23 protein-coding genes are annotated in these 22,062 nt (G+C 42.9%); 19 read left to right on the top strand and 4 right to left on the bottom strand.

Going from position 1 to position 22,062, the window contains the following annotated elements:
* The 3 genes from P8O70_01520 to P8O70_01510 all read right to left on the bottom strand — a co-directional run.
* Nucleotides 1–713, bottom strand: a 713-nt coding sequence (locus P8O70_01520) for a sugar phosphate isomerase/epimerase (GenBank protein ID MDG2195563.1), incomplete at its 3' end; no start/stop codon positions are given.
* 162 nt (nt 714–875) lie between these two features.
* A complete protein-coding gene (locus P8O70_01515) occupies nt 876–1,310 on the bottom strand; it encodes a VOC family protein (GenBank protein MDG2195562.1) in 435 nt (144 codons plus the stop codon).
* Nucleotides 1,311–1,344: 34 nt separating this feature from the next.
* Entirely contained in the window at nt 1,345–2,175 is an 831-nt protein-coding gene (locus P8O70_01510) for a phytanoyl-CoA dioxygenase family protein (protein ID MDG2195561.1), read from the bottom strand.
* Between the two features lie 146 nt (nt 2,176–2,321).
* Between P8O70_01510 and P8O70_01505 the strand changes: the two genes are divergently transcribed.
* From P8O70_01505 to P8O70_01425, 17 genes are all read left to right on the top strand, one after another.
* Entirely contained in the window at nt 2,322–3,284 is a 963-nt protein-coding gene (locus tag P8O70_01505) for a LacI family DNA-binding transcriptional regulator (protein MDG2195560.1), read from the top strand.
* 92 nt (nt 3,285–3,376) lie between these two features.
* Nucleotides 3,377–6,520, top strand: a complete 3,144-nt coding sequence (locus tag P8O70_01500) for a glycoside hydrolase family 38 C-terminal domain-containing protein (protein MDG2195559.1) — start codon at nt 3,377–3,379, stop codon at nt 6,518–6,520.
* A gap of 84 nt (nt 6,521–6,604) precedes the next feature.
* On the top strand, nt 6,605–8,350 hold the full coding sequence (locus tag P8O70_01495) for an ABC transporter substrate-binding protein (GenBank protein ID MDG2195558.1): 1,746 nt from the start codon (nt 6,605–6,607) through the stop codon (nt 8,348–8,350).
* A 105-nt stretch (nt 8,351–8,455) separates the two neighbouring features.
* A complete protein-coding gene (locus P8O70_01490; GenBank protein ID MDG2195557.1) occupies nt 8,456–9,415 on the top strand; it encodes an ABC transporter permease in 960 nt (319 codons plus the stop codon).
* A gap of 1 nt (nt 9,416) precedes the next feature.
* Nucleotides 9,417–10,298 (top strand): ABC transporter permease, encoded by an 882-nt coding sequence (locus P8O70_01485; GenBank protein MDG2195556.1) that lies wholly within the window; start codon nt 9,417–9,419, stop codon nt 10,296–10,298.
* Between the two features lie 2 nt (nt 10,299–10,300).
* Entirely contained in the window at nt 10,301–11,290 is a 990-nt protein-coding gene (locus P8O70_01480) for an ABC transporter ATP-binding protein (GenBank protein MDG2195555.1), read from the top strand.
* The gene (locus P8O70_01475) at nt 11,277–12,257 is read left to right on the top strand and encodes an ABC transporter ATP-binding protein (GenBank protein ID MDG2195554.1); all 981 of its coding nucleotides are present in this window, start codon (nt 11,277–11,279) and stop codon (nt 12,255–12,257) included. The genes P8O70_01480 and P8O70_01475 overlap by 14 nt, the downstream gene beginning before the upstream one ends.
* Before the next feature lie 79 nt (nt 12,258–12,336).
* Nucleotides 12,337–13,434: a hypothetical protein gene (locus P8O70_01470; GenBank protein ID MDG2195553.1), complete on the top strand. Its 1,098-nt coding sequence runs from the start codon at nt 12,337–12,339 to the stop codon at nt 13,432–13,434.
* A gap of 23 nt (nt 13,435–13,457) precedes the next feature.
* A complete protein-coding gene (locus P8O70_01465; protein ID MDG2195552.1) occupies nt 13,458–14,462 on the top strand; it encodes a Gfo/Idh/MocA family oxidoreductase in 1,005 nt (334 codons plus the stop codon).
* Between the two features lie 14 nt (nt 14,463–14,476).
* A complete protein-coding gene (locus P8O70_01460; GenBank protein ID MDG2195551.1) occupies nt 14,477–15,523 on the top strand; it encodes a Gfo/Idh/MocA family oxidoreductase in 1,047 nt (348 codons plus the stop codon).
* 74 nt (nt 15,524–15,597) lie between these two features.
* On the top strand, nt 15,598–16,422 hold the full coding sequence (locus P8O70_01455) for a phytanoyl-CoA dioxygenase family protein (protein MDG2195550.1): 825 nt from the start codon (nt 15,598–15,600) through the stop codon (nt 16,420–16,422).
* A 15-nt stretch (nt 16,423–16,437) separates the two neighbouring features.
* Nucleotides 16,438–17,367 carry a phytanoyl-CoA dioxygenase family protein gene (locus tag P8O70_01450; GenBank protein MDG2195549.1) on the top strand — a complete coding sequence of 310 codons (930 nt, stop codon included), beginning with the start codon at nt 16,438–16,440 and terminating at the stop codon, nt 17,365–17,367.
* A 59-nt stretch (nt 17,368–17,426) separates the two neighbouring features.
* Nucleotides 17,427–17,789, top strand: a complete 363-nt coding sequence (locus P8O70_01445) for a VOC family protein (GenBank protein ID MDG2195548.1) — start codon at nt 17,427–17,429, stop codon at nt 17,787–17,789.
* 35 nt (nt 17,790–17,824) lie between these two features.
* On the top strand, nt 17,825–18,127 hold the full coding sequence (locus P8O70_01440) for a hypothetical protein (protein ID MDG2195547.1): 303 nt from the start codon (nt 17,825–17,827) through the stop codon (nt 18,125–18,127).
* A gap of 203 nt (nt 18,128–18,330) precedes the next feature.
* Nucleotides 18,331–18,630, top strand: coding sequence for a hypothetical protein (locus P8O70_01435; protein ID MDG2195546.1), 300 nt, complete (start codon nt 18,331–18,333; stop codon nt 18,628–18,630).
* A complete protein-coding gene (locus P8O70_01430; protein ID MDG2195545.1) occupies nt 18,605–19,057 on the top strand; it encodes a hypothetical protein in 453 nt (150 codons plus the stop codon). Before P8O70_01435 ends, P8O70_01430 begins: the two co-directional genes overlap by 26 nt.
* Nucleotides 19,058–19,059: 2 nt before the next feature.
* On the top strand, nt 19,060–19,359 hold the full coding sequence (locus P8O70_01425; protein MDG2195544.1) for a hypothetical protein: 300 nt from the start codon (nt 19,060–19,062) through the stop codon (nt 19,357–19,359).
* A gap of 28 nt (nt 19,360–19,387) precedes the next feature.
* Here P8O70_01425 and P8O70_01420 read toward each other — a convergent pair whose 3' ends face one another.
* Complete coding sequence (locus tag P8O70_01420) at nt 19,388–20,575, bottom strand: MFS transporter (GenBank protein MDG2195543.1); 1,188 nt, start codon at nt 20,573–20,575, stop codon at nt 19,388–19,390.
* 203 nt (nt 20,576–20,778) lie between these two features.
* Here P8O70_01420 and P8O70_01415 point away from each other — a divergent pair, with 203 nt between their 5' ends.
* A complete protein-coding gene (locus P8O70_01415; GenBank protein MDG2195542.1) occupies nt 20,779–21,528 on the top strand; it encodes an aminoglycoside 3'-phosphotransferase in 750 nt (249 codons plus the stop codon).
* A gap of 101 nt (nt 21,529–21,629) precedes the next feature.
* Entirely contained in the window at nt 21,630–21,974 is a 345-nt protein-coding gene (locus P8O70_01410; protein MDG2195541.1) for a helix-turn-helix domain-containing protein, read from the top strand.
* Nucleotides 21,975–22,062 lie beyond the last annotated feature (88 nt).

Genomic DNA, 22,062 nt, shown 5'->3' with positions numbered 1-22,062 from the left:
TCTCTGGTGCTGGAGTCCTGCTCCACAATAAACCATTGACAGCCCGCCTCATCCGCTGCCCGAATGATGGCATCCCAGTTCAAACTCCCTGCCCCAACTTCACCAAAGAGAATCTCTCTGTCTAAGGTGACCACATAATCTTTGAGGTGAAGCAAGGGCAAGCGTCCCCGCATTTTTCGACACCATTCGACGGGATCTTCTCCTCCTTTTTGAACCCAGAAAGTATCAAGCTCTGCTTTGAGGAACTTCGAGTCGGTGTTTGTTAGAATCAATTCCAAGATAGATTTGTGTTCGTAGCGAACAAACTCCAATTCGTGATTGTGGTAGGACAACTGCTTCCCCCCATCACGCAGGATTTTCCCCGCACTTTCCAACTTATTGGCCAACACCAAGCAAGCTTCCATTGAATCAATGGTATAGGAACCCGGATGAGGAAAAGCTGTGTGGGTACAACCCAGCATATTCAATCTCTCCACAACCTCTGCTGGTTCTTCCAAAATTTTATGCGAGGGTTCGTGGGTAGCACAAATTATTAGTCCCACCTCTTCTGCTAATTCTTGGATAATCTTTGGGTCTTCAACTCCAACACCTGAAATTTGAATCGCCGGATACCCAATTTCTTTTACTTTTTTGAGCGTAGATCTGAGAGAAGTGACATCCTGACAATGATCTCGGAGGGTATAAAGAGTCAGAGCAATTTGTTCTGGACGCATGGCCTCAGGACCTCAAGGGGTTGGTTGATTTATAGGGAAACCGAACCTAGACTGTCAAAAATTTATCAGTACGATCTGTTTCACAGAATCTGATTACGGTATCTGTGAGCTTGGATAAGTTTCTCAGAGTCAATCGGTACCGGTCGAATTTTCGTGAAGCTACTACTTGGATTCAATAATTTGTGCTTTTTCATCCTCAGGTCCAATCCAAGTGAATGGGTTGAAAGCTACTTCCCACAGATATCTATCTAAATCCTCAAAGTAACCGCTATATCCTCCCCAAGATGCTGGTTGCGGCTTCTTCATAGGAGAAGCTCCTGCAGCCACAGCATCAGAAAAGATCTGATCCACCTCTTTCCTAGTCGAAACATTATGAGATAAGGTAAATCCTCCAAAACCATTTCCAGATGAATCAACTCTGGCATCTCTCGCGAGAGCATCCCGGTTGTAGAGAGCTAGCCAAGTCCCATTCAAAGTGAAAAAGGCGATATCTGGAGAGGACTTTTTTCTCGGAAATCCCAAGCCTTGCTCATAAAAGTTGGTGGCTACTTCGAGGTCTCGGACTCCTAAAGTGATCATACTGATACGTGGAGACATCAGATTTTCTGCATGCGTTGAAAATAAGATAATTTCACAAGAAATATTCAGCAGGTGGTGAATTGTCCTGCCAGTGAGGTGCAGTTATGTTGCCGGAAACGAAATAAGACATTTTGGAGTAGTTGGAACTCAGTGGAACTACCTCTTGTGGAGCATAGCGAATCGTCAGTCCACACCTGCGTCGTGGTGACTGATTTTTGGGCGAGCCATGCACCAGCAGTGAGGAATGAAGGGAAAACTCCCCAGCTTTGAGGTTATTTGAAAATGGTTTTTCAAACACCGAAATATCTTCAATTTGCTGATTTAACACAGATTCCGCTGAGCTTTCTTTCCAAGGAATATGACCAACTCTGTGACTTCCTGGGAGGAACTGCATTGCTCCGTTTTCTTCATCCGTGTCATCCAAGGCTAGCCATACCGTCACGGTCTTAGCAGGAGTAAGCTCCCAGTAGGAGGCATCTTGATGAAAAGAAACGGCCTTACCATCTCCGGGTAATTTGCAGAAATAGTGCGTTGCCCAAGCCACTACATCATCCCCTATCAAATCCCGAACTCCCCTCAAAAGTGTGTCTTCATACATCGTCTCCCAGATCCCACGCAATTTAGTGTGATAACAATTCAGAGAATACTGCACTGAATCTTTTTTATCAGCACCGCCAAAATGAGTATCTCCCTTGTCAGGAGACTCAGCAAGCTGTTGAAGCAATTGATCAAAATATTTTCGCTGTTTCCCAATTTCTTCAGCCGAGAATCCTGGCAGGGGACTAATGAAACCAAATTGGTTGAAGTGCTCTATCTGATCTTGAGTTAGAAATTCTGGTGCATCTGTCTTAGAGGGATAAAAGGTGTAGTCTTTGGGCGTCATGTTTTTCCTCTTTTCAGAAAGAAGTGGATCAGAGATTGTCTTTTCAGCAATAATAATTTTGTTCGACTTGTAAAAGCCTCCGCTTTTCTGAGATGTTCCTATTTCAACTCAAAACGCTCTTAAAATGTAAAAAGCTAATTTTTTCAATGATCAGACTTAAAGAAATCGCCGAAGTGTGTAGTGTCAATGTCTCAACCGTGTCTCGGGCTCTTAAAGATGATCCTAGAGTTAAAGCCGACACCCGAAAAAAAATTCATGATACGGCAAGTCGCATGGGCTACACCCCCAATTGGGCGGCGCAATCACTCAAAGGAGGTAAGACCAATACCATTTGGTTTTTGATTGCCGATCTCTTTAACCCCCTAACTGCTCAACTGGCCACCCATTGCAGTCATGAACTAGCACAGGCCGGATTTGATTTATCCGTCATCCTCTATCATAACGACGAGGATCGGTATGAACACCTCCTCCGCAGACTTCATTTTGGAATTACAGATGGGGCTCTAGTTGTTGGTTCGCACAACTTTAACTCTTTCAAAAAACGTGGCCAATTGATCGATGATCTCCAACAAAGATCCTTCCCAGCAATTTTCCTGGATCGATTTGAAAGAGAGACTAAGTTGCCAATCGTTACCACAAACCACATTTCAGCGATCTCAGCACTTCTTGAAAATCTCCTCTTTTCCTCGCCTGATCTGGTTGTGGATTTGTTTTCACCGAGTCAAAACATGGTTGAATATTCTCGCCAGCAAGCCCTTTTGAACTTATTGAAAGTTAAACATCCATCTCATCAATCATTGTTTGGCAATTCCAACGATCAAATTTTACCTGGAAAAAAAGTCGCGATCTTAGCAAGTAGTGAAGTTCGTGTTAAGAAATTTCTTAAGAAAAGGGCTCAAGAACTGGAAAATCGGGAACTACTTATCGGGGTTTTTGATCAGTGGTTGGGAAACACAACACCGTTTTTAGAAGTTTTTATTTGCCAACAAGATTTCAATCAGATGGCTCATCAGGCTTGCTCCCTGTTAATTTCTAAAATACAAAACCCGAGCTTTAAGATCCCAATAAATACTCGAGTACCATATAAATCTCTACTTAAGCTTTTCTGATAAACTGATAATTTCTTCTTGACAAATATCACATGAATTCATAGTGTTCGTCATTATTTAAATACAAACGTTTGCAAAATGAAAGAGGAAATTTGATTCTAGAAGTCCAAAGAAAGCTTTACCGCGCTAAAGTGCAGCAATTTATGGATCGTCTGGAGCAGAGGATTCTTGCAGACCATGTAATCCTGGAGGGGCGTTTCGCAAAGAGTAAGGACCCTATACCCTTTCAACAACGTCTAGACCTTGAGTATCAGGCCATCCAAGAGGGAGAAGAGTGGGGCCAAACTTGGGACAGTGCTTGGTTTCACCTGTTGGGGAAGATCCCAGAGGATTGGGCAAATGGTGAAGTGGTTGCCCACCTTGATTTCAACGGAGAAGCCCTCGTCTTTTCGCCAGAAGGTATTCCACTTCAAGGGCTCACGAATGGAAGTGTCTTTGGAAGAATCACCCGCCACAATTTTAGGCTTGCTGCACCAGTTCTGAAAAATCCCCAAATAGAACTTTGGGTAGAGGCAGCTGCCAATTCAATTATGGGCATCCATCGACCACGTGATCCTGAACGTGGCAAAAACACTATCGAAGCTTCTGGAAATCAAGTTGCCTCCACGGCAGCTACTCTACGACCAGGAGACACAATCAGTCGGCATGGCAGTTACCGGGGTATTGTCAATCGTATGAGGCTCGCCCGATTCAAGCGTGATCTCTATGATTTCTGGCTGGATATGGAGGTGTTGAATGGACTCTTGGATTCTGTGCCTGACAGTAGTACAAGGTATGCTCGTATTTTAGAAGGGCTGGTCAAGGTTACCAATATTTTCAAGGATGCTGAAGCGAACGTTGGACAGTGCCGGGAAATGCTGCAGCCTCTCTTACAACAATCTGCTAATGCGAGTGCACCCACAATCAACGCTGTTGGCCATGCTCACATCGACACCGGTTGGCTTTGGCCGGTTCGAGAAACTATCCGAAAATCTGCTCGCACCTTCGCCAGCCAATTGGATCTGATGGAGACATACCCCGAATATGTTTTCGGGGCTTCCCAACCACAGCATTATCAATTTGTCAAAGATCACTACCCTGAACTTTATGAGAAAATTCGAGAAGCAGTCGCCGGAGGTCGCTGGGAACTGCAAGGAGGAATGTGGATCGAACCGGACTGTAACCTGATCAGTGGCGAATCCATGGTTCGCCAGATTCTTCATGGCAAGAACTTCTACATGGATGAGTTTGGGGTAGATGTAAATAACTGTTGGATCCCTGACGTTTTTGGCTACTCCGCATCCATGCCACAGATTCTCAAGCTAGGTGGCTTAGAACACTTCCTCACACAAAAGATGAGCTGGAGCCAGTTTAATCGTTTCCCGTACTCTACCTTCCTATGGCGTGGAATTGATGGAACAGAAGTCCTTACTCATTTTCCGCCTGAAGACACTTACAACAGCCAGCTTCAACCCTACGATTTACAAAAAACCGAGCGAAATTTTGTTGAGAAAGGGGTACTTGACGAAATGATGTGCCTCTTCGGAGTAGGAGACGGGGGAGGTGGTCCGACTGCCGAAATGATTGAGCGTGGTTTACGACAAAAAAATCTTGAGGGAGTGCCTAGGGTCAGTTTTGGACGAGCAGATCAGTTCTTTGAGCGAATTTCTGAAAAAACAGAAGAGCTCCCTGTTTGGAGTGGAGAACTCTATCTGGAATTGCATCGGGGTACCCTAACTACGCAAGCGAGAACCAAGCGCAATAATCGAATGCTTGAGCAGAGTCTCAGAGCTACGGAATATCTCCTATCATTGGGTTCACTCAAAGACTACCCCCAGCAGGAATTGGACAAGATTTGGAAAACTCTGCTGATCAATCAGTTTCACGACATCCTACCTGGTTCAAGTATCCATTGGGTCTATGAGGTCACCGAACGAGAGCATCAAGATGCCCTTGAAACATGTGAACGCTTGAGAAGTGAATCTGCGGAACAGCTATTCGATCAAGACAAGTACGCAATCACCCTGATCAACACACTGAATGTAGCATATGAACGTCAGATTGAATTACCTGAAAATTGGAAAGGAGGACTCCAGGATGAGGATGGTAATGACCATCCTGTTCAGCAGGATACGGATGGCAAGCTTTCAGCCCTTGTGAGGCTTGCACCTCAGGAAATTAAAACTCTCCGATTAAGTAATGCAACCCAGCAAACCAAGAAAGCTGATGCACTGATTCTTGAAAACCAGTTGGTACGTTACGAATTCAATCAACACGCACAACTGGTTGCCGCGCTGGACTTGGAGACGGGTGAATCCATTTTGGCAGATGGAGCAGTTGGCAATGTACTAACGTTGTATGAGGACCGACCTCACAACTGGGATGCTTGGGAGATTGATATTTCTTATGAAGATATGGTCGTAGAGACAGCTGAAAGTCATGCGTGGCAATCTCTTGGAGCAGGTCCAGTTAGCCAATCTCTGCTCTTCAAATTAAAAATTGGCAATTCAAGGATTGACCAGAGGATCACCTTACAAACCAATTCCAAGGCGTTGGAATTTGACACAAAAGTTGACTGGCAGGAGTGTCATCGAATGCTCCGGACTTCATTTCCTGTCAATGTGCAGACGGACTACGCAACCTGCGATATCCAGTATGGACATGTTCAGCGTCCCACCCATCGAAATACAACATGGGACATGGCACGTTTTGAAGTAGCTGCCCAGAAATATGTTGATTTGTCAGACCACCAGAAGGGAGTAGCCCTACTAAACGACTGTAAGTACGGACACAAGCTTCATGAAAACATTCTGGATCTTCATCTCCTTCGGGCTCCAACGCACCCTGATCCTGATGCAGATTTAGGAAACCATCAGTTCTGTTATGTGCTCTATCCACACAACAGCCCCTTCCAGCAATCCGATGTTATTGAACAGGCCCAACAGCTAAATCAAGCTCCTTTGTCCATCCAAGGCAAACCGATTTCACCAATTCAACCTCCTGTAATTGTGGAAAGTTCAGATGTAGGACTAGAGGTGCTCAAGAAAGCGGAAAAAGAAAATTGCCTTGTTCTTCGTGTTGTTGAGAGAAAGGGCAGGAAAAGCGAGGCAACCATTCGCTTGACTGATTCCAATCAAAATCTTAAATCCACAGACTTGATGGAGTGGAACGACTCCGGTGAAGCTGTTGGAGGAGAATTGAAATTGACCCTCAAACCATTTGAGATTATGACTTTCAAAATCACCCAATCCTCCTAACCCCTTTCAAAAGGATGCCTATGAAATGAACTCTTGGATCATCTTTCATAACGAACTTATTTCAACTTCCTATGTGAGGTCGATATGTTTAAAAAACTAGCATTAGTGGCATTGAGTGTGGCTGCGATTGCAGTCAGTGGGTTGCACGCTGGTGGTCACAGTAAGGCCAGAAATAAAACAGTAGTTTTTGACATTGACGGTGGTAAGGTAGCACAGCCGTACAATTTCAATAATTTAGTCCCGGGTACCACAAGAAGTAATGGGATTCACCAAGCGGTCTTTGAACCATTGTTCATACTTAATTATGAAACTGGTGAAATTGACCCTTGGCTCGGCGAAAGCTTTACTTCAAACAGCTCACTTGATGTTTGGACATTAAAACTTAAGAAAGGCATCAAATGGTCTGATGGAGAAGATTTAGACGCAGATGATGTTGTTTACACCATTCAAATGTTACTTGATGACAGTACGCAATCTTTACGTGATGCTGCTTCAATGCAACAATGGGTAAAGTCTGTTAAAAAACAGGATAAGCATACTGTAGTTTTTAACCTGACAGAGCCCAATGCTCGTTTCCAATTAGATTACTTCTCTGTAAAAATTTATGGTGGAGTCATCATCATTCCAGAACATGTTTGGAATGGGCAAGACCCGTTCACATTCAAGTTTTATGATAAAGAGAAGGGGTGGCCCTTGGGTTCAGGTGCTTACACTCTCAAGAGTGCATCTGAAACAGAGTTCATTTACGATCGAAATGACAACTGGTGGGGTGTAAGTCAAGGCTTACCACTTCCGGCTCCGGAGAGATTAATTTGGGCGGTCACTTCGACCGAGGAGAATCGTTCTATGCTGGCTGCAAAGGGTGAATTAGACAGCGTCATGGATGTTACCCTGGGTGCTTTTGAGGCAATGCAGGCGCGAAATGATAATATGCAAGCTTGGTTTAGTGAACTACCCTACAGTTGGTTAGACCCATGTGCACGCCAACTTTCAATTAATACTCAAGCAGAGCCTTGGGATGATCCTGCAATGCGATGGGCACTAAATTATATCATTGACCGAGAGGAAATTGTTCGCGTTGCATATGAGGGAACAACCATTCCATCAATGACCCTGTTCGTACATTATGGCGGATTATTTCCCTACATTGATGCAGTAGTAGCAGCTGGGATGGGCATGCGCCTCAATGCGAGTCCACACATTGCCCAAAAGATAATTGAATCTAAAGGCTGGACAAAAGGTTCGGATGGTTTTTACCAGAAAGGTGGCAAGACTTTAGAATTCGTTATTAAAACCCACGAAGGCTTTATCGAAAAGCGTCGAATTGCTGATGTCGTCGTAGAGCAGTTCCTTGATGCTGGCATCAAGGCAGAGCATCGTCCGATTGCAGGAGCAACATGGGATAATGACAGATATACTGGTAATTTTATGGGTTCAATGGACTGGCACTCTTGTGGTTCCATTAATGAGCCTTACGCTTCATTAAACCGCTTTACAGCAAAATATCTAAAGCCTGTAGGTACCACTTCTCCGGGTGGTAATAATTATGTACGCTGGGATACTGCAAAGAGTAAGGAGTTTACTCAGATTGTAGATAAAATGGGAGCCATGCCATTGAATGCACCTGGAATGGTCGACATGGTTGTAGATGCCTACCGCTTATGGTACGAAGAGCTGCCGTTCATACCGATCACACAGGCGCGCAAACTTATTCCGTTTGATACTACATACTGGACTGGTTGGCCGACTGCTGAAAATAATTACAACCACCCGGCGACATGGTGGCAAAGCACGCACCAGATTATTCATAATCTGAAGCCGGCTAATTAATTATAAACTTGAGTCAGGTCTTAGGGCCTGGCTTTTAATTCTAGAAATGGATCTATGGGTGGTCTTACACTTTCGTACGCATTGAGAAGATTTGGAATTTTTTTAATGACAGTATGGCTGGCATCCAGTGTCATTTTTATTATTCCAAGATTAGCTCCCGGAGATCCAATACAGTCAATGATTTCCAGAATGAGTGAAAGTGCAGGATATGTCGAAAATTCAGAGAAAATTGTTGAAGGGTTTAAAGAAAGATTCGGTCTCAATGATCCAATTTATGTTCAATACGGGCGTTACTTAAGTGGATTAGTCTCATTAGACTTAGGAGTTTCACTTGCTATGTTTCCAACTCCAGTTAAAGAAATTGTTGGACGAGCGCTTCCTTGGTCAATTGGATTAATGTCAATTTCATTAGTATTATATTTCTTTATTGGAAATTTATTTGGTGCTTTATTATCTTGGAAGAAAACACCAATATATGCAAAAATTGCGATTTCAGCCTCAATGATTTTTACATCTATACCTGGTATTTTGTGTGCTCTAATTCTAATTTATATTTTTGCTTTTAATTTTGATATATTTCCATTTACTGGCTCTTATGAGCGTGGTTTAGAACCAGCTTGGACAATTGAATTCTTTAGCAGTGTAATTTACTACGGAACACTCCCTGCGCTTTCTGTAGTTTTGGTTACATTTGGTTTTTGGACGATTGGGATGAGGGGTATGATGGTAACTGTAGAGGGAGAAGATTACATGACTTTTGGTCAGGCAAAAGGGCTAAAGCCATTTTATTTACTATACAGATATCAAGTCAGAAATGCAATTTTACCTCAAGTTACAGCACTTGCATTCACCATCGGAACAATAGTAGCAGGTCAAATATTAGTTGAAGCAGCGTTCGCTTATCGAGGTATGGGAAGCATAATTGTAAATGCAATTAAAGATGTTGACTATACGGTGATTCAAGGAACTTCTTTCATTCTAATTCTAATTACCGCCACTTCTGTTTTAATTTTAGATTTAATTTATCCTTTGATTGATCCTCGCATTACATTTCAGAAAAATTAAAATGCTAAATAGAAAAAGTATCAGCAATCCATGGTTGAATACGCCACTTGTGTGTGGGGCATTAGTAATTGGTCTTTTATTATCATCTACTCTGATCGGAAACATTTTTTGGGATACTGAGTTGGCTGCAACGCGCAGTGCACCACTCAACTTACCCCCTTATGGCTTTGAAAATATGAGGAAACAGGAGGGTGTGATTGAACACCCTTTGGGGACGACAAATTCTGGTAGAGACATGCTCGCAGTCATGTTAGTTGGAACTCCAGCTACAATGAGTATAGGGTTTATAGCTGCTGGTATCGGAATGTTGATCGGTATTATTTTAGGATTTACCTCAGGATTCTATGGTGGTTTGTGGGATGATTTTGTTCGTTTGATGGCGGACACTACTACCACAATACCTGCATTAGCAGTTCTAATTGTTGTTCAATCACTTTTTAGAGTTGAAGTAAATACAATGGCTGCGATGATCGCTTTATTTGCTTGGCCAGGACCCACCAGATATATTAGAGCACAAGTGCTTACGATGAGAGAAAGTGGTTATGTTAAAATGGCAAAGTTATCAGGAGCACCTGAACGAGATATAATGTTCAAAGAAATGTTACCTAATCTTATTCCCTACCTCGCAGCAAGTTTCATAGGAAACACATCTGGAGCGATTTTGACAGCTATTGGTTTGGAGGTTTTAGGCCTTGGCCCAACAAGAATGCCTACTTTGGGTGTGACAATTTTTTTCTCCCTTGAAGCCGCTGCTATTCTTAGAGACATGTGGTGGTGGTGGGGACTTCCGACACTAACCTTGATTGTAATATTTATGGGTCTATTAATGATCAATGTCGGTCTTGACGAAGTGTCAAATCCTCGCCTCCGAAAAGCCTCTTAATTATGGTTAATAATACTGAAAAAACTCTCCAAGTTAAAGACCTCAAAGTTCATTATGAGACTCCTACTGGAGATGTCAAAGCGGTGGATGGAGTAAGCTTTGATGTCTATAGAGGAGAGTGCTTGGGTGTAGTTGGAGAATCAGGTTGTGGTAAATCAACTGCCGCATATGGAATACTAAGACTTGTTCAACATCCAGGTAAAATAGTTGACGGTAAAATTGATGTTGATGGTATAACTGTAAGTCAATTAAACGAAGAAGAATTTAGAAAAATTAGAGCAACTAAATTGTCTTTAATCCCTCAAGGAGCAATGAACTCATTGAATCCAACAATGAACATTGGTGCGCAAATTAAAGATTTAATAGTAACTCATGAAAAATCAATTAAAAGTACTGATTTAAGCCACAGAATCGATGGGCTGCTCCGTAAAGTTGGACTGCCACTTAGGGTAGTTAAAATGTTTCCACATGAGCTATCAGGAGGGATGAAACAGCGGGTGTGTATAGCAATTGGAATTGCACTAAATCCCAGTCTTGTAATTGCCGATGAGTCTACAAGTGCATTAGATGTTGTTGTGCAACGCATCGTTGCCCAAACGTTAAAAAATGTGCAGCGTGAGATGGGAGTTTCTATGGTCATGATTGGTCATGATATGGGCTTAATGGCTCAAATGGTTGATCGAATAGCTGTTATGTATGCAGGCAATATTGTTGAAATATCTCCCATCAAAGAATTCTTCAGTAATCCTCGCCACCCTTACTCTAAAGTCTTGATTGATTCAATTCCATCACTGAAAGAACGAAAGCCACTGAAATTAGTTGAAGGAATTACACATGATCCACGCAACCCTCCACCTGGCTGCATCTATCAACTGCGCTGCCCTTTAGCTAATGAAACCTGTCGCACAAAATCACCTTTATGGCGAAATCTAAAAGAAGGTCATCAGGTAGCTTGCCATCTTATTGAGGATGAAGACCATGTCGCTGCTTGAAATTGAAAATGCCACTAAACTCTACAAGATATCAGGAGGCCTGTTTGGTAAAGAAAAGCAGCTTTGCGCATTAAATCAATTTTCGATGAATCTAGACGCCTCACCAGCATCAATTACAACGATTGCAGGTGAGAGTGGAAGTGGGAAATCCACTATAGCGAATCTGGTTTTAGGTTTCACCTCACTTTCCAGTGGTTCAATCCGATTCCGAGGAAAGGATGTTGATAAAATGTCTTCGGCTGAGCTATTTGATTACCGCAAAAGTGTTCAAGCAGTTTTCCAGGATCCTTTTGGCGTTTACAACCCATTTTACCGTATCCATCATATCTTCAAGATGGCTATACATCACTTCAAGTTGGCAAAAGGCAAGCAAGCAGGTCGTGACTTGATTGAAGAGGCTCTGAACGTTGTCGGACTAAGAGGAGAAGAGGTTTTGGAGAAATATCCTCATCAACTTAGTGGAGGTCAGCGTCAAAGAATGATGATGGCTCGAGCCTATATGATTAAACCTCGCATTATCGTCGCAGATGAACCAGTTTCGATGGTTGATGCTTCACTAAGAGCTGCCATCTTAGATGTTATGCTAAAGATGAGGGACCAGCAAGGGATCTCCTTTCTTTACATTACTCATGACCTCAGCACCGCCTACCAAATTGGTGATCGGATTTTTATTATGTACCAAGGAAACGTTGTGGAATCAGGGGATACAGTGGCAGTTATTGATCAGCCCAAGCATCCTTATGTTCAGCTATTAATTGATTCTGTACCTGCGCCAGATCCCGATGAAAATTGGGGAGAAAATATTGATGTACCAGATGAGGAAGAGACCCGATTTAGTGATGCAATTGGTTGTCGCTATATAGGTCGTTGTCCCCAAAAGACAGATTTGTGCGTTTCAAAGGCACCGATTCTCAAACCTCTAGCTGTGGGTTCACAACACAATGTTTCATGCCACCTATATGATTAAGTAAACACCAAGTTTACACAACAAACTCTCTTAGCCAGTTTCTTCTGGTTTCAATTGTTCTTATCATAATAGAGGGAACATGGAATACGAAAGAATTCTTAGTTTTAAGGAAAAACAAACCTTCTACAGAGATGGATACGTAACTCTGAAAAATGTTATTCCTCACAAAATCCTCTCAGGAGCACTAGACGCATTAAAAACGCACGATCACAAATTTGACAAGCGTTTGGGCTATGATCGAAGAATGACAGATCTGATAAACAGATCTCATCTCAAATCAATCCTTGATGAAGTCGTAGGTCCTTTCGATCCACCCACCTCCTGTCATGTGGCTGTCAAGGAACAGACCGTCCCAAGCAGTAAAATCAATAACATAGGCTACAGAGACAAAGACACTCCTTACTTTGGTTCATTTCTTCACATGGACGGTTTGTGTTCGATTAATGTCCCACAGGATACTCAAACGGGCAGTTACAAACAAATATATGAAAAATATATACGTTCAGGACCAAAAGGAGATCTTGGCCACAGTGCTGAGGTAATTGGGCATAATTTGGTTCCTCTGTTTCAAGATCCAGAGAAAACACTAAGTCTGGGTAGCTTTACAGCTCTTATTTGTGTTTGTCTTTCTCCCCAGACAGAGGAAGGGTGGGGCCAAACTGCGGTTTTACCAGGGGCGCATCATAAAACAGAGGAATTTTTCCGTTGGCAGAGAGACCAAACTGGTCAGATTGGGCCAGAGGGTCCAGATTGGCCAAGGCTTGATTATAATGCCCCCAACAGATGTGGAATAAAGTATCTTCCTGATGCTGTCCAAGCTTATTTCCTGGATAGTTCTTCAGAAAAAACACCAGACGGGAGGCAGTGGCCAAAACCCATACCAATATTGATGGAACCAGGAGATGCTTGTATTAGCACCTTTCATTTGCCTCATACTGGGACAAGAAATGAAAATGGTCTTGAGTCCAGGAAAACGGTAATATTTCGAATCAGGAACAAAACCAGACAGCCCAATATTGTTGCAGATGGTTACACAGATCATCCGGATAGAGGTCTGTTAGGAGAATGGCTAGATTTAGGATCAGATGAAAATTCGTGGGAGCGATCAAAAGAAGGTATTTGTGACATGTGGGCGGACTGGTCAGGAATGCAGAAACTGGTTGCTTCAAATAAATAATAACCGTCTTTTTGAGGAAAAAAGTGAAAAAAATAGCCTTTATAGGTGCTGCTCACATACACACTCCTGATTTCGTAAGAAGATTATTGGCCAGAAATGATTTTAATGTCATAGGTGTATGGGATCATGATTCAGAAAGAGCAAATTCAAATGCACAAAAGTTTGGTTGTCATATTTGTTCTTCAGTTGATGAACTTCTTGAATTAGAATCACTAGACGCTGTAATTGTTTGCGCTGAAACAAATCGGCATGAACAAATCTTGGATAAAGTGGCTAAGGCAGGCAAACACTGTTTTGTTGAAAAACCGTTAGGTATGGGCAAAGCTGACTCTGAGAGAATGGAAAGAGCATTGACTGAGTCGGGTGTGATGTTTCAAACGGGCTATTTCAATCGCAGCAAATCAGCCTACAGGAAAATTAAACAACTTATTGATTCAAATTCTTTTGGTTCAATAAGTAGAATCCGGCTTAACAATTATCATGCTAAAAATTTAAAGGAAGGTTTCGAGGGATGGCTTTGGATGACAGATATGGAACAAGCTGGGGTTGGTGCTTTCGGTGATTTAGGAACTCATGTTCTTGATATACTTCTTTGGTTTATGAATGATTTAGAAGCAGTAGCTGCTACTTTTTCAAGCCCGCTTGGAAGATATCCTAATTGTGATGAGAGTGGTGAAGCTCTGCTCAAATTCAAGAGTGGTGTTGTTGCGAGTATTGCAGCTGGTTGGGTCGACCTTGCCATGCCATTGACTGCTGAAGTGAGTGGAACAAAAGCTTATGCTTACATCATTAAAGATGATTTGTACTTAGTCAGCGATGATATCAAAAATGCAAACGCTAACACACCTTTCAAAGATGTGCCTGCGAGGCTACCACATGCTTTTGAGTTGTTCCTAGATTCTGTCCATAGTGGTGAGAAAACTAATTTAGTAACTCCTAAAGAAGCTGCTTATAGAAGTACAGTTATGGAAGCCATCTATGAAGCTGCTGAGACTCGTAAGTGGGTTAATGTTAAACCGTATAACTAATAATTTGAGAAAATATGAAAAATCTGAGGGTTGGTGTTATCGGAGTGGGTGGTATTGCTCGCACACACATGCCAGGCTGGAAACAAAGTCCACACACAGAAGTTATAGCCTCGTCAGACATCAATGCTGAGGCCCTTGAAAAGTGGGGCAAGGATCATGATATTTCAAAACTTTACCAAGACCCAATCGAACTTATCAATGATACTGAAATTGATATCATTGACGTTTGTACACCAAACTCTTATCACTGTGATTTAACAGTTGCTGCTCTAAACGCAGGTAAACATGTCATTTGCGAAAAACCTCTTGCTCCCACTGCTTCTGAAATAGAAAAAATGATTGAGGCAAGAGATCGTAGTGGGAAGAAACTAATGTGTGCTCAGCATTTTCGATTCAAAGATGGTTCAAAACTCATTAAGGATCAGGCTAATTCTATAGGGCCAATTTACCACGCAAGATCATGGATGCTGCGAAGAAATGCACTGCCAGTCCGTGATGGATTTTTGATGAAAAAGCATTCTGGAGGGGGTGCATGTATAGATATTGGGGTCCATATTCTTGATCTGACTCTTTGGTTCATGGGCAACCCAGAACCAAAATCTGTTACTGGCGTAGCAAGGACTGAACTAGCTAAAGATCATAATGCATTTAGCAAAATGGGTGTTTACAATCATGATCTGATGGATGTTGAGGAATTAGCAGCAGCATTTGTCCGTTTTGAAAATGGAGCAGTGTTGTTGCTGGAGGTATCATGGATGCTTCATCATGAAGCTGGTGAATTTGAAGATATGCAGGTTTGGCTTTATGGGAAAAAAGGTGGGCTTCATTGGCCTAGCCTTGAAAAACTCACTTCAGACCCAAACTCCAAATCACACTCAAACAGTACATTGAAGCCACTAACTAGAAGTGTAGAGGCCCATGCACAAGAATGTATCGAATTTTCGGAGGCTATTATCAACGATCACCCTGTTCCAGTACCAGCCGAACATTCCCTTCAGGTCTTGAAAATTTTGAATGCTGTGTACTTGAGTGAGACAACAGGGAAAGAGGTGCTACTGTAAACAATACCTAGGAATTTTACCAATCCAACCGAGTAGATCTTCTAGCACCAAATAATCAAACTGGAGTGAAAAGCATGAATCACTACAAATTTTTCTGGGAGAAAGGTTACCTTCATTTGCCCAACATTTTTTCTGCAAAAGAAGTTGAAAGCTTAACCTCAGATCTTATTTGGATGATGGATAGTTGGGCTGAAAATACACCTGGTTGGAGTGGCCCTTGGAGAGAAGCTTACATGGATGCTGTCACGGACAGCCGCAGCAAATTAATCGCAATGCATGACTTGCAGTACTATTCCAGCAATTGGCTCCACGCAGTTTTAAAGACTGATCTTGTATCAATAATTTCTGATCTTATTGGTCCAGATGTAGAGCTTCATCACAGCACGATGCACATCAAGCCTCCTCAAACGGGCCATCCTTTTCCAATGCACCAAGATTGGGCTTTTTACAAGCATGAAGATGAACGCTTCATCGATGCTTTGATACACCTAGATGATACTTCCCATGAAAATGGTGAAATAAGATTTTTAGAGGGTTCCCATAAGCAAGGTCCTCTTCAGCACATTGTAAAATTTCCAGATGGCAAACCTTGTACTCCCCATCTTCCAACAGATGATTTCTCTTTGACAGATACCGTTCCTGTTCCTGCAAAAAAGGGGGACGTTGTACTTTTCAATCTAAATACAATTCATGGCTCATATATCAATACGACATCCTCAGCACGTAAACTCGTACGTGTTGGTTATCGAAATCCAGAAAATAAGCAAATAGAAGGACAAAGTGTTGGCCGTCCAGGACTGCTTGTAAATGGTTCGAGGCTCAGGGAATCTGGAGATGAATTATTTTCTACAAACGGCCCAAAGCCTGTAAGAGTGGAAGAAACGTTTGCTGTCGGTTGAAAAGTCTTAAGTACAATGGCTAACGAACGTCGCTACAATGCAGGGATTTGCTACGAAACACCTCGTTCTTTTCCAGAATATGTTGATGAAAAGAATTTACGTATTTTGAGTTGGGATGAATGGCAATGCTGGCAAAAAAATGGTTATTTGGCAATCCCAGGGTTGGTTCCTAAGCGACAATGTGAAGATTTGATTGAAGTCATATGTAAGTTCCTTGGTGTAAAACGAGAACAGCCAGAATCTTGGTATGCCATGTCACCAAGGTCAGAAAAAAATCTGACTCTTAAAACCCTTCATGGGATGACAGAGTTGTATCATCATCAGGCAATGTGGAATAATCGACAGTTTCCACGACTCTATGATGCATTTGTAGACTTATGGGGAACTGAGGAACTCTGGGTAACGATTGATCGAGTAAATATGAATCTCCCCAATCGAGAAGGGTGGCAAAACGACGGCTTTTTACACTGGGACATTGATTTGGCCAAGAGAGATCATGTTCGTAATATTCAAGGTGTACTAAGTTTAAATGACAATGATACGGATATGGGAGGGCTTCAGATTGTCCCTGATCTTTTCAAACAGTTAGACAATTGGCTAGAATGCCAGCCGAAAAATCGATCAAGACTTATCAAAAAAGATGAGTTAGACTTTGATGTTATCAACCTTGAAAGCAAAGCTGGAGACTTGGTGATTTGGGACAGTAGGATGGCTCATGGCACCAGCCCTAACCACTCCAACAAGCCACGATATGCTCAGTACATATCAATGTGCCCTGCTGAACCAGAAGAAGAAGAATTGCTACAGATTAGACTCGAATCTTTTGAAAGGCGTATAGGTCCGAGAAAATGTGGGATGCCAGGCTCAAACCAAGAAGCATGCTTCGGCCCCAAAGCAAAATTAACAGAACTTGGCCAACGCCTTCTCGGGTCTGTCTCCTGGTAAAACATCTCTAGGGAATTTACAGGAGTTATTTTAATCCAACCCCCAAATTTGGTAATTGAATGATTTCCGGACTAGACCATATAAATATCGAGACCTACCAACTCAAAAAAACCATTCACTTTTACGAAGATGTGCTGGGATTGGAGAATGGTGACCGTCCCCCATTTGATTTTCCAGGAGCATGGCTTTATGCCGGTGGGCATCCAGTGATCCATCTTAATGAAATTGCTTCTAAACCTGGACCAACTGGAGCGATAGATCACGTTGCTTGGATTGCCGAAGGTTATGAGGAAATGAAAGAAAGACTAGACCAAAAAAACGTAGACTATAAGTTAATGGATGTACCAAGCTCACCGGTACGCCAAATCTTCATTCATGACCCAAACGGGGTACGCCTAGAATTGAATTTCCGAAGAGAATAATCCCTCCAAAATTTTCTTTATCTTACCTCATTTTCGTGACTATCACCCGTTTCTCCTTTCTGGGGCTGTTCCTCTTTGCGCTTGCCGTCATCACTTATTGGATGACCAAAGGCATCGATAAATCCATCATTGATGGGGCTGTTCAAACCTGTGTTGGTTATATCAAACCAGAAGGTGGTGGTGAGAATACAGTGATAGAAGCAAAGGGTGACAGTACCGTAGCGACTTTCCGTATCCGAGTCAAAGACGCAAAAAAATCTCTGATCTGCACTGTAGACTGGTTCAGTTATATTTCTCACGGAGACTACGTGGTCTTATGGGTAAAACCCGAATCCTAAGTCAAATCCATCAATATCTTATACCCTTCGGTTTTACTGCACCAGCCCAGTAAGCTTTACTCCTGCTTTTCAGCAATCTCTACTTCTATCTGCCTTTCTACGTTCTTTATCTTCAAGACAAGGGACTAAACCTTGTTCAGATTTCTGAACTTTCTATTCTTCTGCTGCTCAGCAACCTGTTTTTTGAGATTCCAGGTGGACTGTTGGCGGACCATCTTTCCAAGAAAAGGATACTGGTCATCGGTCTGCTGCTACAATTGGTTGGAGAAATCATTTTCCTCCAAGGCACCCAGTTCTTTCACTTCGCTTTGGCTTCTCTGATCGGAGGTATTCACTGGGCATTACATTCTGGCTGTCTCAAAGCCTATCTCCATGAACTGCTAGACCGACAAAAACAGTCTGAACGCTACAGTGAAGTACTCGGCTATTTTGGTTTTTGCCAAGTCCACAGCAAATTTCATTGCCTTTGGAGGGACAATGATCGTGGGGATATGGAGAACTGAAAGTTGTTATATCCTCATTGCCTTGACCCTCTTTTGTGTGGGTCTGGCACTGCTGGGAATGTTCTCCTTGCCTAATATTGAGAATAGTCATCTGGAGGAGGGTGGGAAAGCTCTGAAGAGAGCTTCAAATTTTACTTGGCTTGATCGAGTTGGATTCTCTTGCATCTCAGGAATCTCAGGAACTCTGTTTTTGATGATCCTGCTATTTTGTGCAACACAGCCTTTTGAGGCTTTGCTGCTGATTATGATTCAGCCCTTTTTTGAAGATCGGGGGGGTGAAGTGGCCTTACTTGAGCTCTTGACTGCCACTGGAATGGCGATCGAAGTGCTGGTCCTAAAGCAGGTGCATGTTGTACAAATCGCTTCGGAGTTGCTCGAATTCTGTCAAGCACCTGCCTGTTTCTGGGAGTTGGCTATGTTCTTCTGAGTTTGAGTGCCAACGCCTGGATGGTGGCATTCTTTTTTCTGTGGATTCTTTCTGTGGTGGGAATACAGCAAGTATTGCTGACTGATCAAACTTTAAAACCTTTTCCTGTGCATCGGCATGCAACGATTTTGTCAATCATGAACCTTGGTTCTGGACTGTATGTAGCCGGTGGAATATGGGGAATTGCTTTGGTAGCAGATTACTCCAAGCCTTGGGCCTTTATGAGCTTGGCAGGAATCCTGTTAGTTGCCACTTTACTGATGATTGTCATCAGGATACCTCAGCCCGCAAGCAATCCTTAGTGAATCGGACTCAAAAACTGGAAAATCTTTAAGTTTTAGGAATTTGAACCTTTTGTAATCGACCCAAGGAAAGACCAAGCAGAACAATCGATGCGCTAACACAGCTACAGAACAGATAGATTTGAAAGAGTCCCACATTCTGAGCAATCGAGCCAGTGATCATCGGCCCAGCCAAAAAAGCGATTGACTGGAACAATAGAATAAACGCCATGTTTTGAGAAATACTGCCTTTTTGTTCCGCAGAAAGCCCAAAGACAATCGGCTGGATGGTTCCAGATGCCAGGCCGACACAGACAAATCCGATCAAGGCCCAGACTGGATGCTGAATTAGGTAAATGGAGAACAGAAAGATACAGGTGAGCAAGCCAGTATTAATCAACAAAGGGATCTTTCCAAAACGTTTGCTCAAGGTATCTCCATAGAAGCGAATCCCTGTTTCAGTGAGGATAAAGCCAAAAGAACCAAGAGTTGCCAGGTCATCAGAAAACTGAAATTCATCCCGAAGCATCACACCCGACCATGAGAGAAATTGGCTGATCGCAAGAATCACAGCGAAGTTTGTGCATGCTAGTAAGATTAAAGGTGTGGATAACTTAAACTTTGCCCCATCTTGGTCCTGCTCAGTTTCATAGGGAATGTAGCCAAAGAGCGTGATCATCAAGAGGGTCAGCATTGCCAAGCCTACGAGAGGGAAATGGCTATCAACAGAGAACGCCATTGAATTGGAGAGCAAGCCCACTCCCATCCCTCCAATCACCCCAATCCCACTGACCCCCTGAAAGAATGACATCCAGGATTTGCCTTGTCGGGCTTGAACGATGCCTGCCTGGGACATCACCACGACCATGCTGCCTCCAAAACCAAAACTAAGCAGCATCCAAAGTCCAAGCAAGGTAGTGTATGCTGGTTTTTCCAAAAAACTAATCAGAGCGACGATCATACAGATCATCGTGAACATCAGCATCCTCTTCACTCCAAACAATGGAATCAGGCGGCCGACGATTAGGTTACTCAAAATAGAACCGCAGCTGAAACAGAACAGGACCCAAGCAAACTCTTCATAGTTAACATCCATCCAGGCTTGCAGAACATGTAAGCGACTGATGATGGAGCCGACTACTATGAAAAGCCCTGCATTGACTAACAGCAGCATTCGGTGGTTACGATCCATCTCATGCTGACTGGGATCCAGCACTAATTCTGTCTCTGTTTTCATGAAGCCACTGAGGAACTGCTCAAGGAAGATCCTTAGAAATTATCAGGAGGGTACTCATCGGAGAAGTGACTTTCGAAAAATTTTAGGGCTGCGCAAATACGAAATTTTGTAACAGAACACTATATTGATCTCTGAATGAAGCAATGCAACACCAATCCACATTAAGCACATTTTTTCCTATCCCAAAGAACTTAGAAAGCTCTTTGCCAAATTGGATCGCTACGGTAGCTTGGGCTCCTTTTGATCATGCTTGCACTTATCGACTGAGCCACCCCAACGGTACGACGAAGTATCTGAAAATGGTTCAAAGGAATGCTTATCCTTCGATTGCAGATGAATTGGAGCGTCTGCGTTGGGCCAAAGCTTTTTTACCAGTCCCCAAGATCATAGATTTTGATCTGGATGATGATCCAGCGTGGTTACTAAGTGAAGGAATCGCAGGAACCAACGGAACAGAACCAGATCTAAAATCTAACCCAGCGTTGTTGGTATCACTTCTTGCAAGGGCCTTACGGCATTTTCACAATCACGCCCCCGTCTCCAGCTGTCCCTTTGATTTCCGACTGGAGCCTGCGCTGGAGCATGTTTCCAAGAGAGTTCAACTCGGATTAATTGAACCCCAAAAGCATTTTCATCCTGAGTTTCAACATCTCAGCCTAGGTGAAGCGCAGAGCTTCTTGAAGGAACAAAAACCTTCTTCAACCAAGGAGGTCGTCTGTCATGGAGACTACTGTGTTCCAAATATCCTTTTTGACAACAATAGGCTGCAAGGTTTTGTCGACTTAGGAGAGCTTGGTGTTGCAGACGTTTGGTGGGACTTGGCAGTTGCGACCTGGAGCTTGAATTGGAATATAGGGGATGGCTGGGAAGAATTATTTCTTAAAGAATATGGTGTGCCATACGATCATAACAAAAATATTTATTATCGATTGCTCTACGATTTGGTTTCATAATTACTAAAAAATTAAATTTTATTTAATTTTCTATAATTGGTGTTGGAGGAATTGCGTAGTTTGGACAAAGGAAGTAATCTCCGAGATTTGGAGAACTAACGATGCAATGTCCTCACTGTGCTCATCCAGACTACATCCTCTTTGGTAAGAATCGAGGGGCCCAACGCTACCGCTGCCAAGCTTGTCGACGAACCTTTCAGACAATGCGCAGAGGCAAGGATCCTGCCCTCAAAGAACAGGCTCAAAAGCTATACCTCGAAGGACTGGGGCTCAGAGCCATTGGCAGAATTCTTGGGGTGCATCACAAAACTCTCTCCCGCTGGCTTGTCCAGGCCGCAGGGCAGTTACCAGTCAACCAACCCAAGACGAAGGCCTGCTCCTTCATTGAGGTCGATGAACTCTGCAGCTTTGTCGCTAAAAAAAATCTAAATGCTGGATCTGGGTAGCGCTGGATTCTACTGTTGGCAAAGTGCTTGGCTTTGTCTGTGGTAGTAGATCGATCAAGACGGCTAGAGAGCTTTTCAAGCAATTGAG

This window comes from SAR324 cluster bacterium, assembly GCA_029245725.1.
Taxonomy (GTDB): Bacteria; SAR324; SAR324; order SAR324; family NAC60-12; genus JCVI-SCAAA005.
The sequence above is the reverse complement of the archived record's forward strand: the minus strand, read 5'-3'. Positions and strand labels throughout refer to the sequence as shown.

Excerpts from the sequence above, each read along its gene's own strand:
- P8O70_01505 (MDG2195560.1), top strand. The coding sequence starts at position 2,322 with ATGATCAGACTTAAAGAAATCGCCGAAGTGTGTAGTGTCAATGTCTCA.
- P8O70_01510 (MDG2195561.1), bottom strand. The coding sequence starts at position 2,175 with ATGACGCCCAAAGACTACACCTTTTATCCCTCTAAGACAGATGCACCA.
- P8O70_01470 (MDG2195553.1), top strand. The coding sequence starts at position 12,337 with ATGGAATACGAAAGAATTCTTAGTTTTAAGGAAAAACAAACCTTCTAC.
- P8O70_01495 (MDG2195558.1), top strand. The coding sequence starts at position 6,605 with ATGTTTAAAAAACTAGCATTAGTGGCATTGAGTGTGGCTGCGATTGCA.
- P8O70_01515 (MDG2195562.1), bottom strand. The coding sequence starts at position 1,310 with ATGTCTCCACGTATCAGTATGATCACTTTAGGAGTCCGAGACCTCGAA.
- P8O70_01490 (MDG2195557.1), top strand. The coding sequence starts at position 8,456 with ATGACAGTATGGCTGGCATCCAGTGTCATTTTTATTATTCCAAGATTA.
- P8O70_01445 (MDG2195548.1), top strand. The coding sequence starts at position 17,427 with ATGATTTCCGGACTAGACCATATAAATATCGAGACCTACCAACTCAAA.
- P8O70_01430 (MDG2195545.1), top strand. The coding sequence starts at position 18,605 with ATGATCGTGGGGATATGGAGAACTGAAAGTTGTTATATCCTCATTGCC.
- P8O70_01460 (MDG2195551.1), top strand. The coding sequence starts at position 14,477 with ATGAAAAATCTGAGGGTTGGTGTTATCGGAGTGGGTGGTATTGCTCGC.
- P8O70_01410 (MDG2195541.1), top strand. The coding sequence starts at position 21,630 with ATGCAATGTCCTCACTGTGCTCATCCAGACTACATCCTCTTTGGTAAG.
- P8O70_01485 (MDG2195556.1), top strand. The coding sequence starts at position 9,417 with ATGCTAAATAGAAAAAGTATCAGCAATCCATGGTTGAATACGCCACTT.
- P8O70_01480 (MDG2195555.1), top strand. The coding sequence starts at position 10,301 with ATGGTTAATAATACTGAAAAAACTCTCCAAGTTAAAGACCTCAAAGTT.
- P8O70_01420 (MDG2195543.1), bottom strand. The coding sequence starts at position 20,575 with ATGAAAACAGAGACAGAATTAGTGCTGGATCCCAGTCAGCATGAGATG.
- P8O70_01475 (MDG2195554.1), top strand. The coding sequence starts at position 11,277 with ATGTCGCTGCTTGAAATTGAAAATGCCACTAAACTCTACAAGATATCA.
- P8O70_01455 (MDG2195550.1), top strand. The coding sequence starts at position 15,598 with ATGAATCACTACAAATTTTTCTGGGAGAAAGGTTACCTTCATTTGCCC.
- P8O70_01450 (MDG2195549.1), top strand. The coding sequence starts at position 16,438 with ATGGCTAACGAACGTCGCTACAATGCAGGGATTTGCTACGAAACACCT.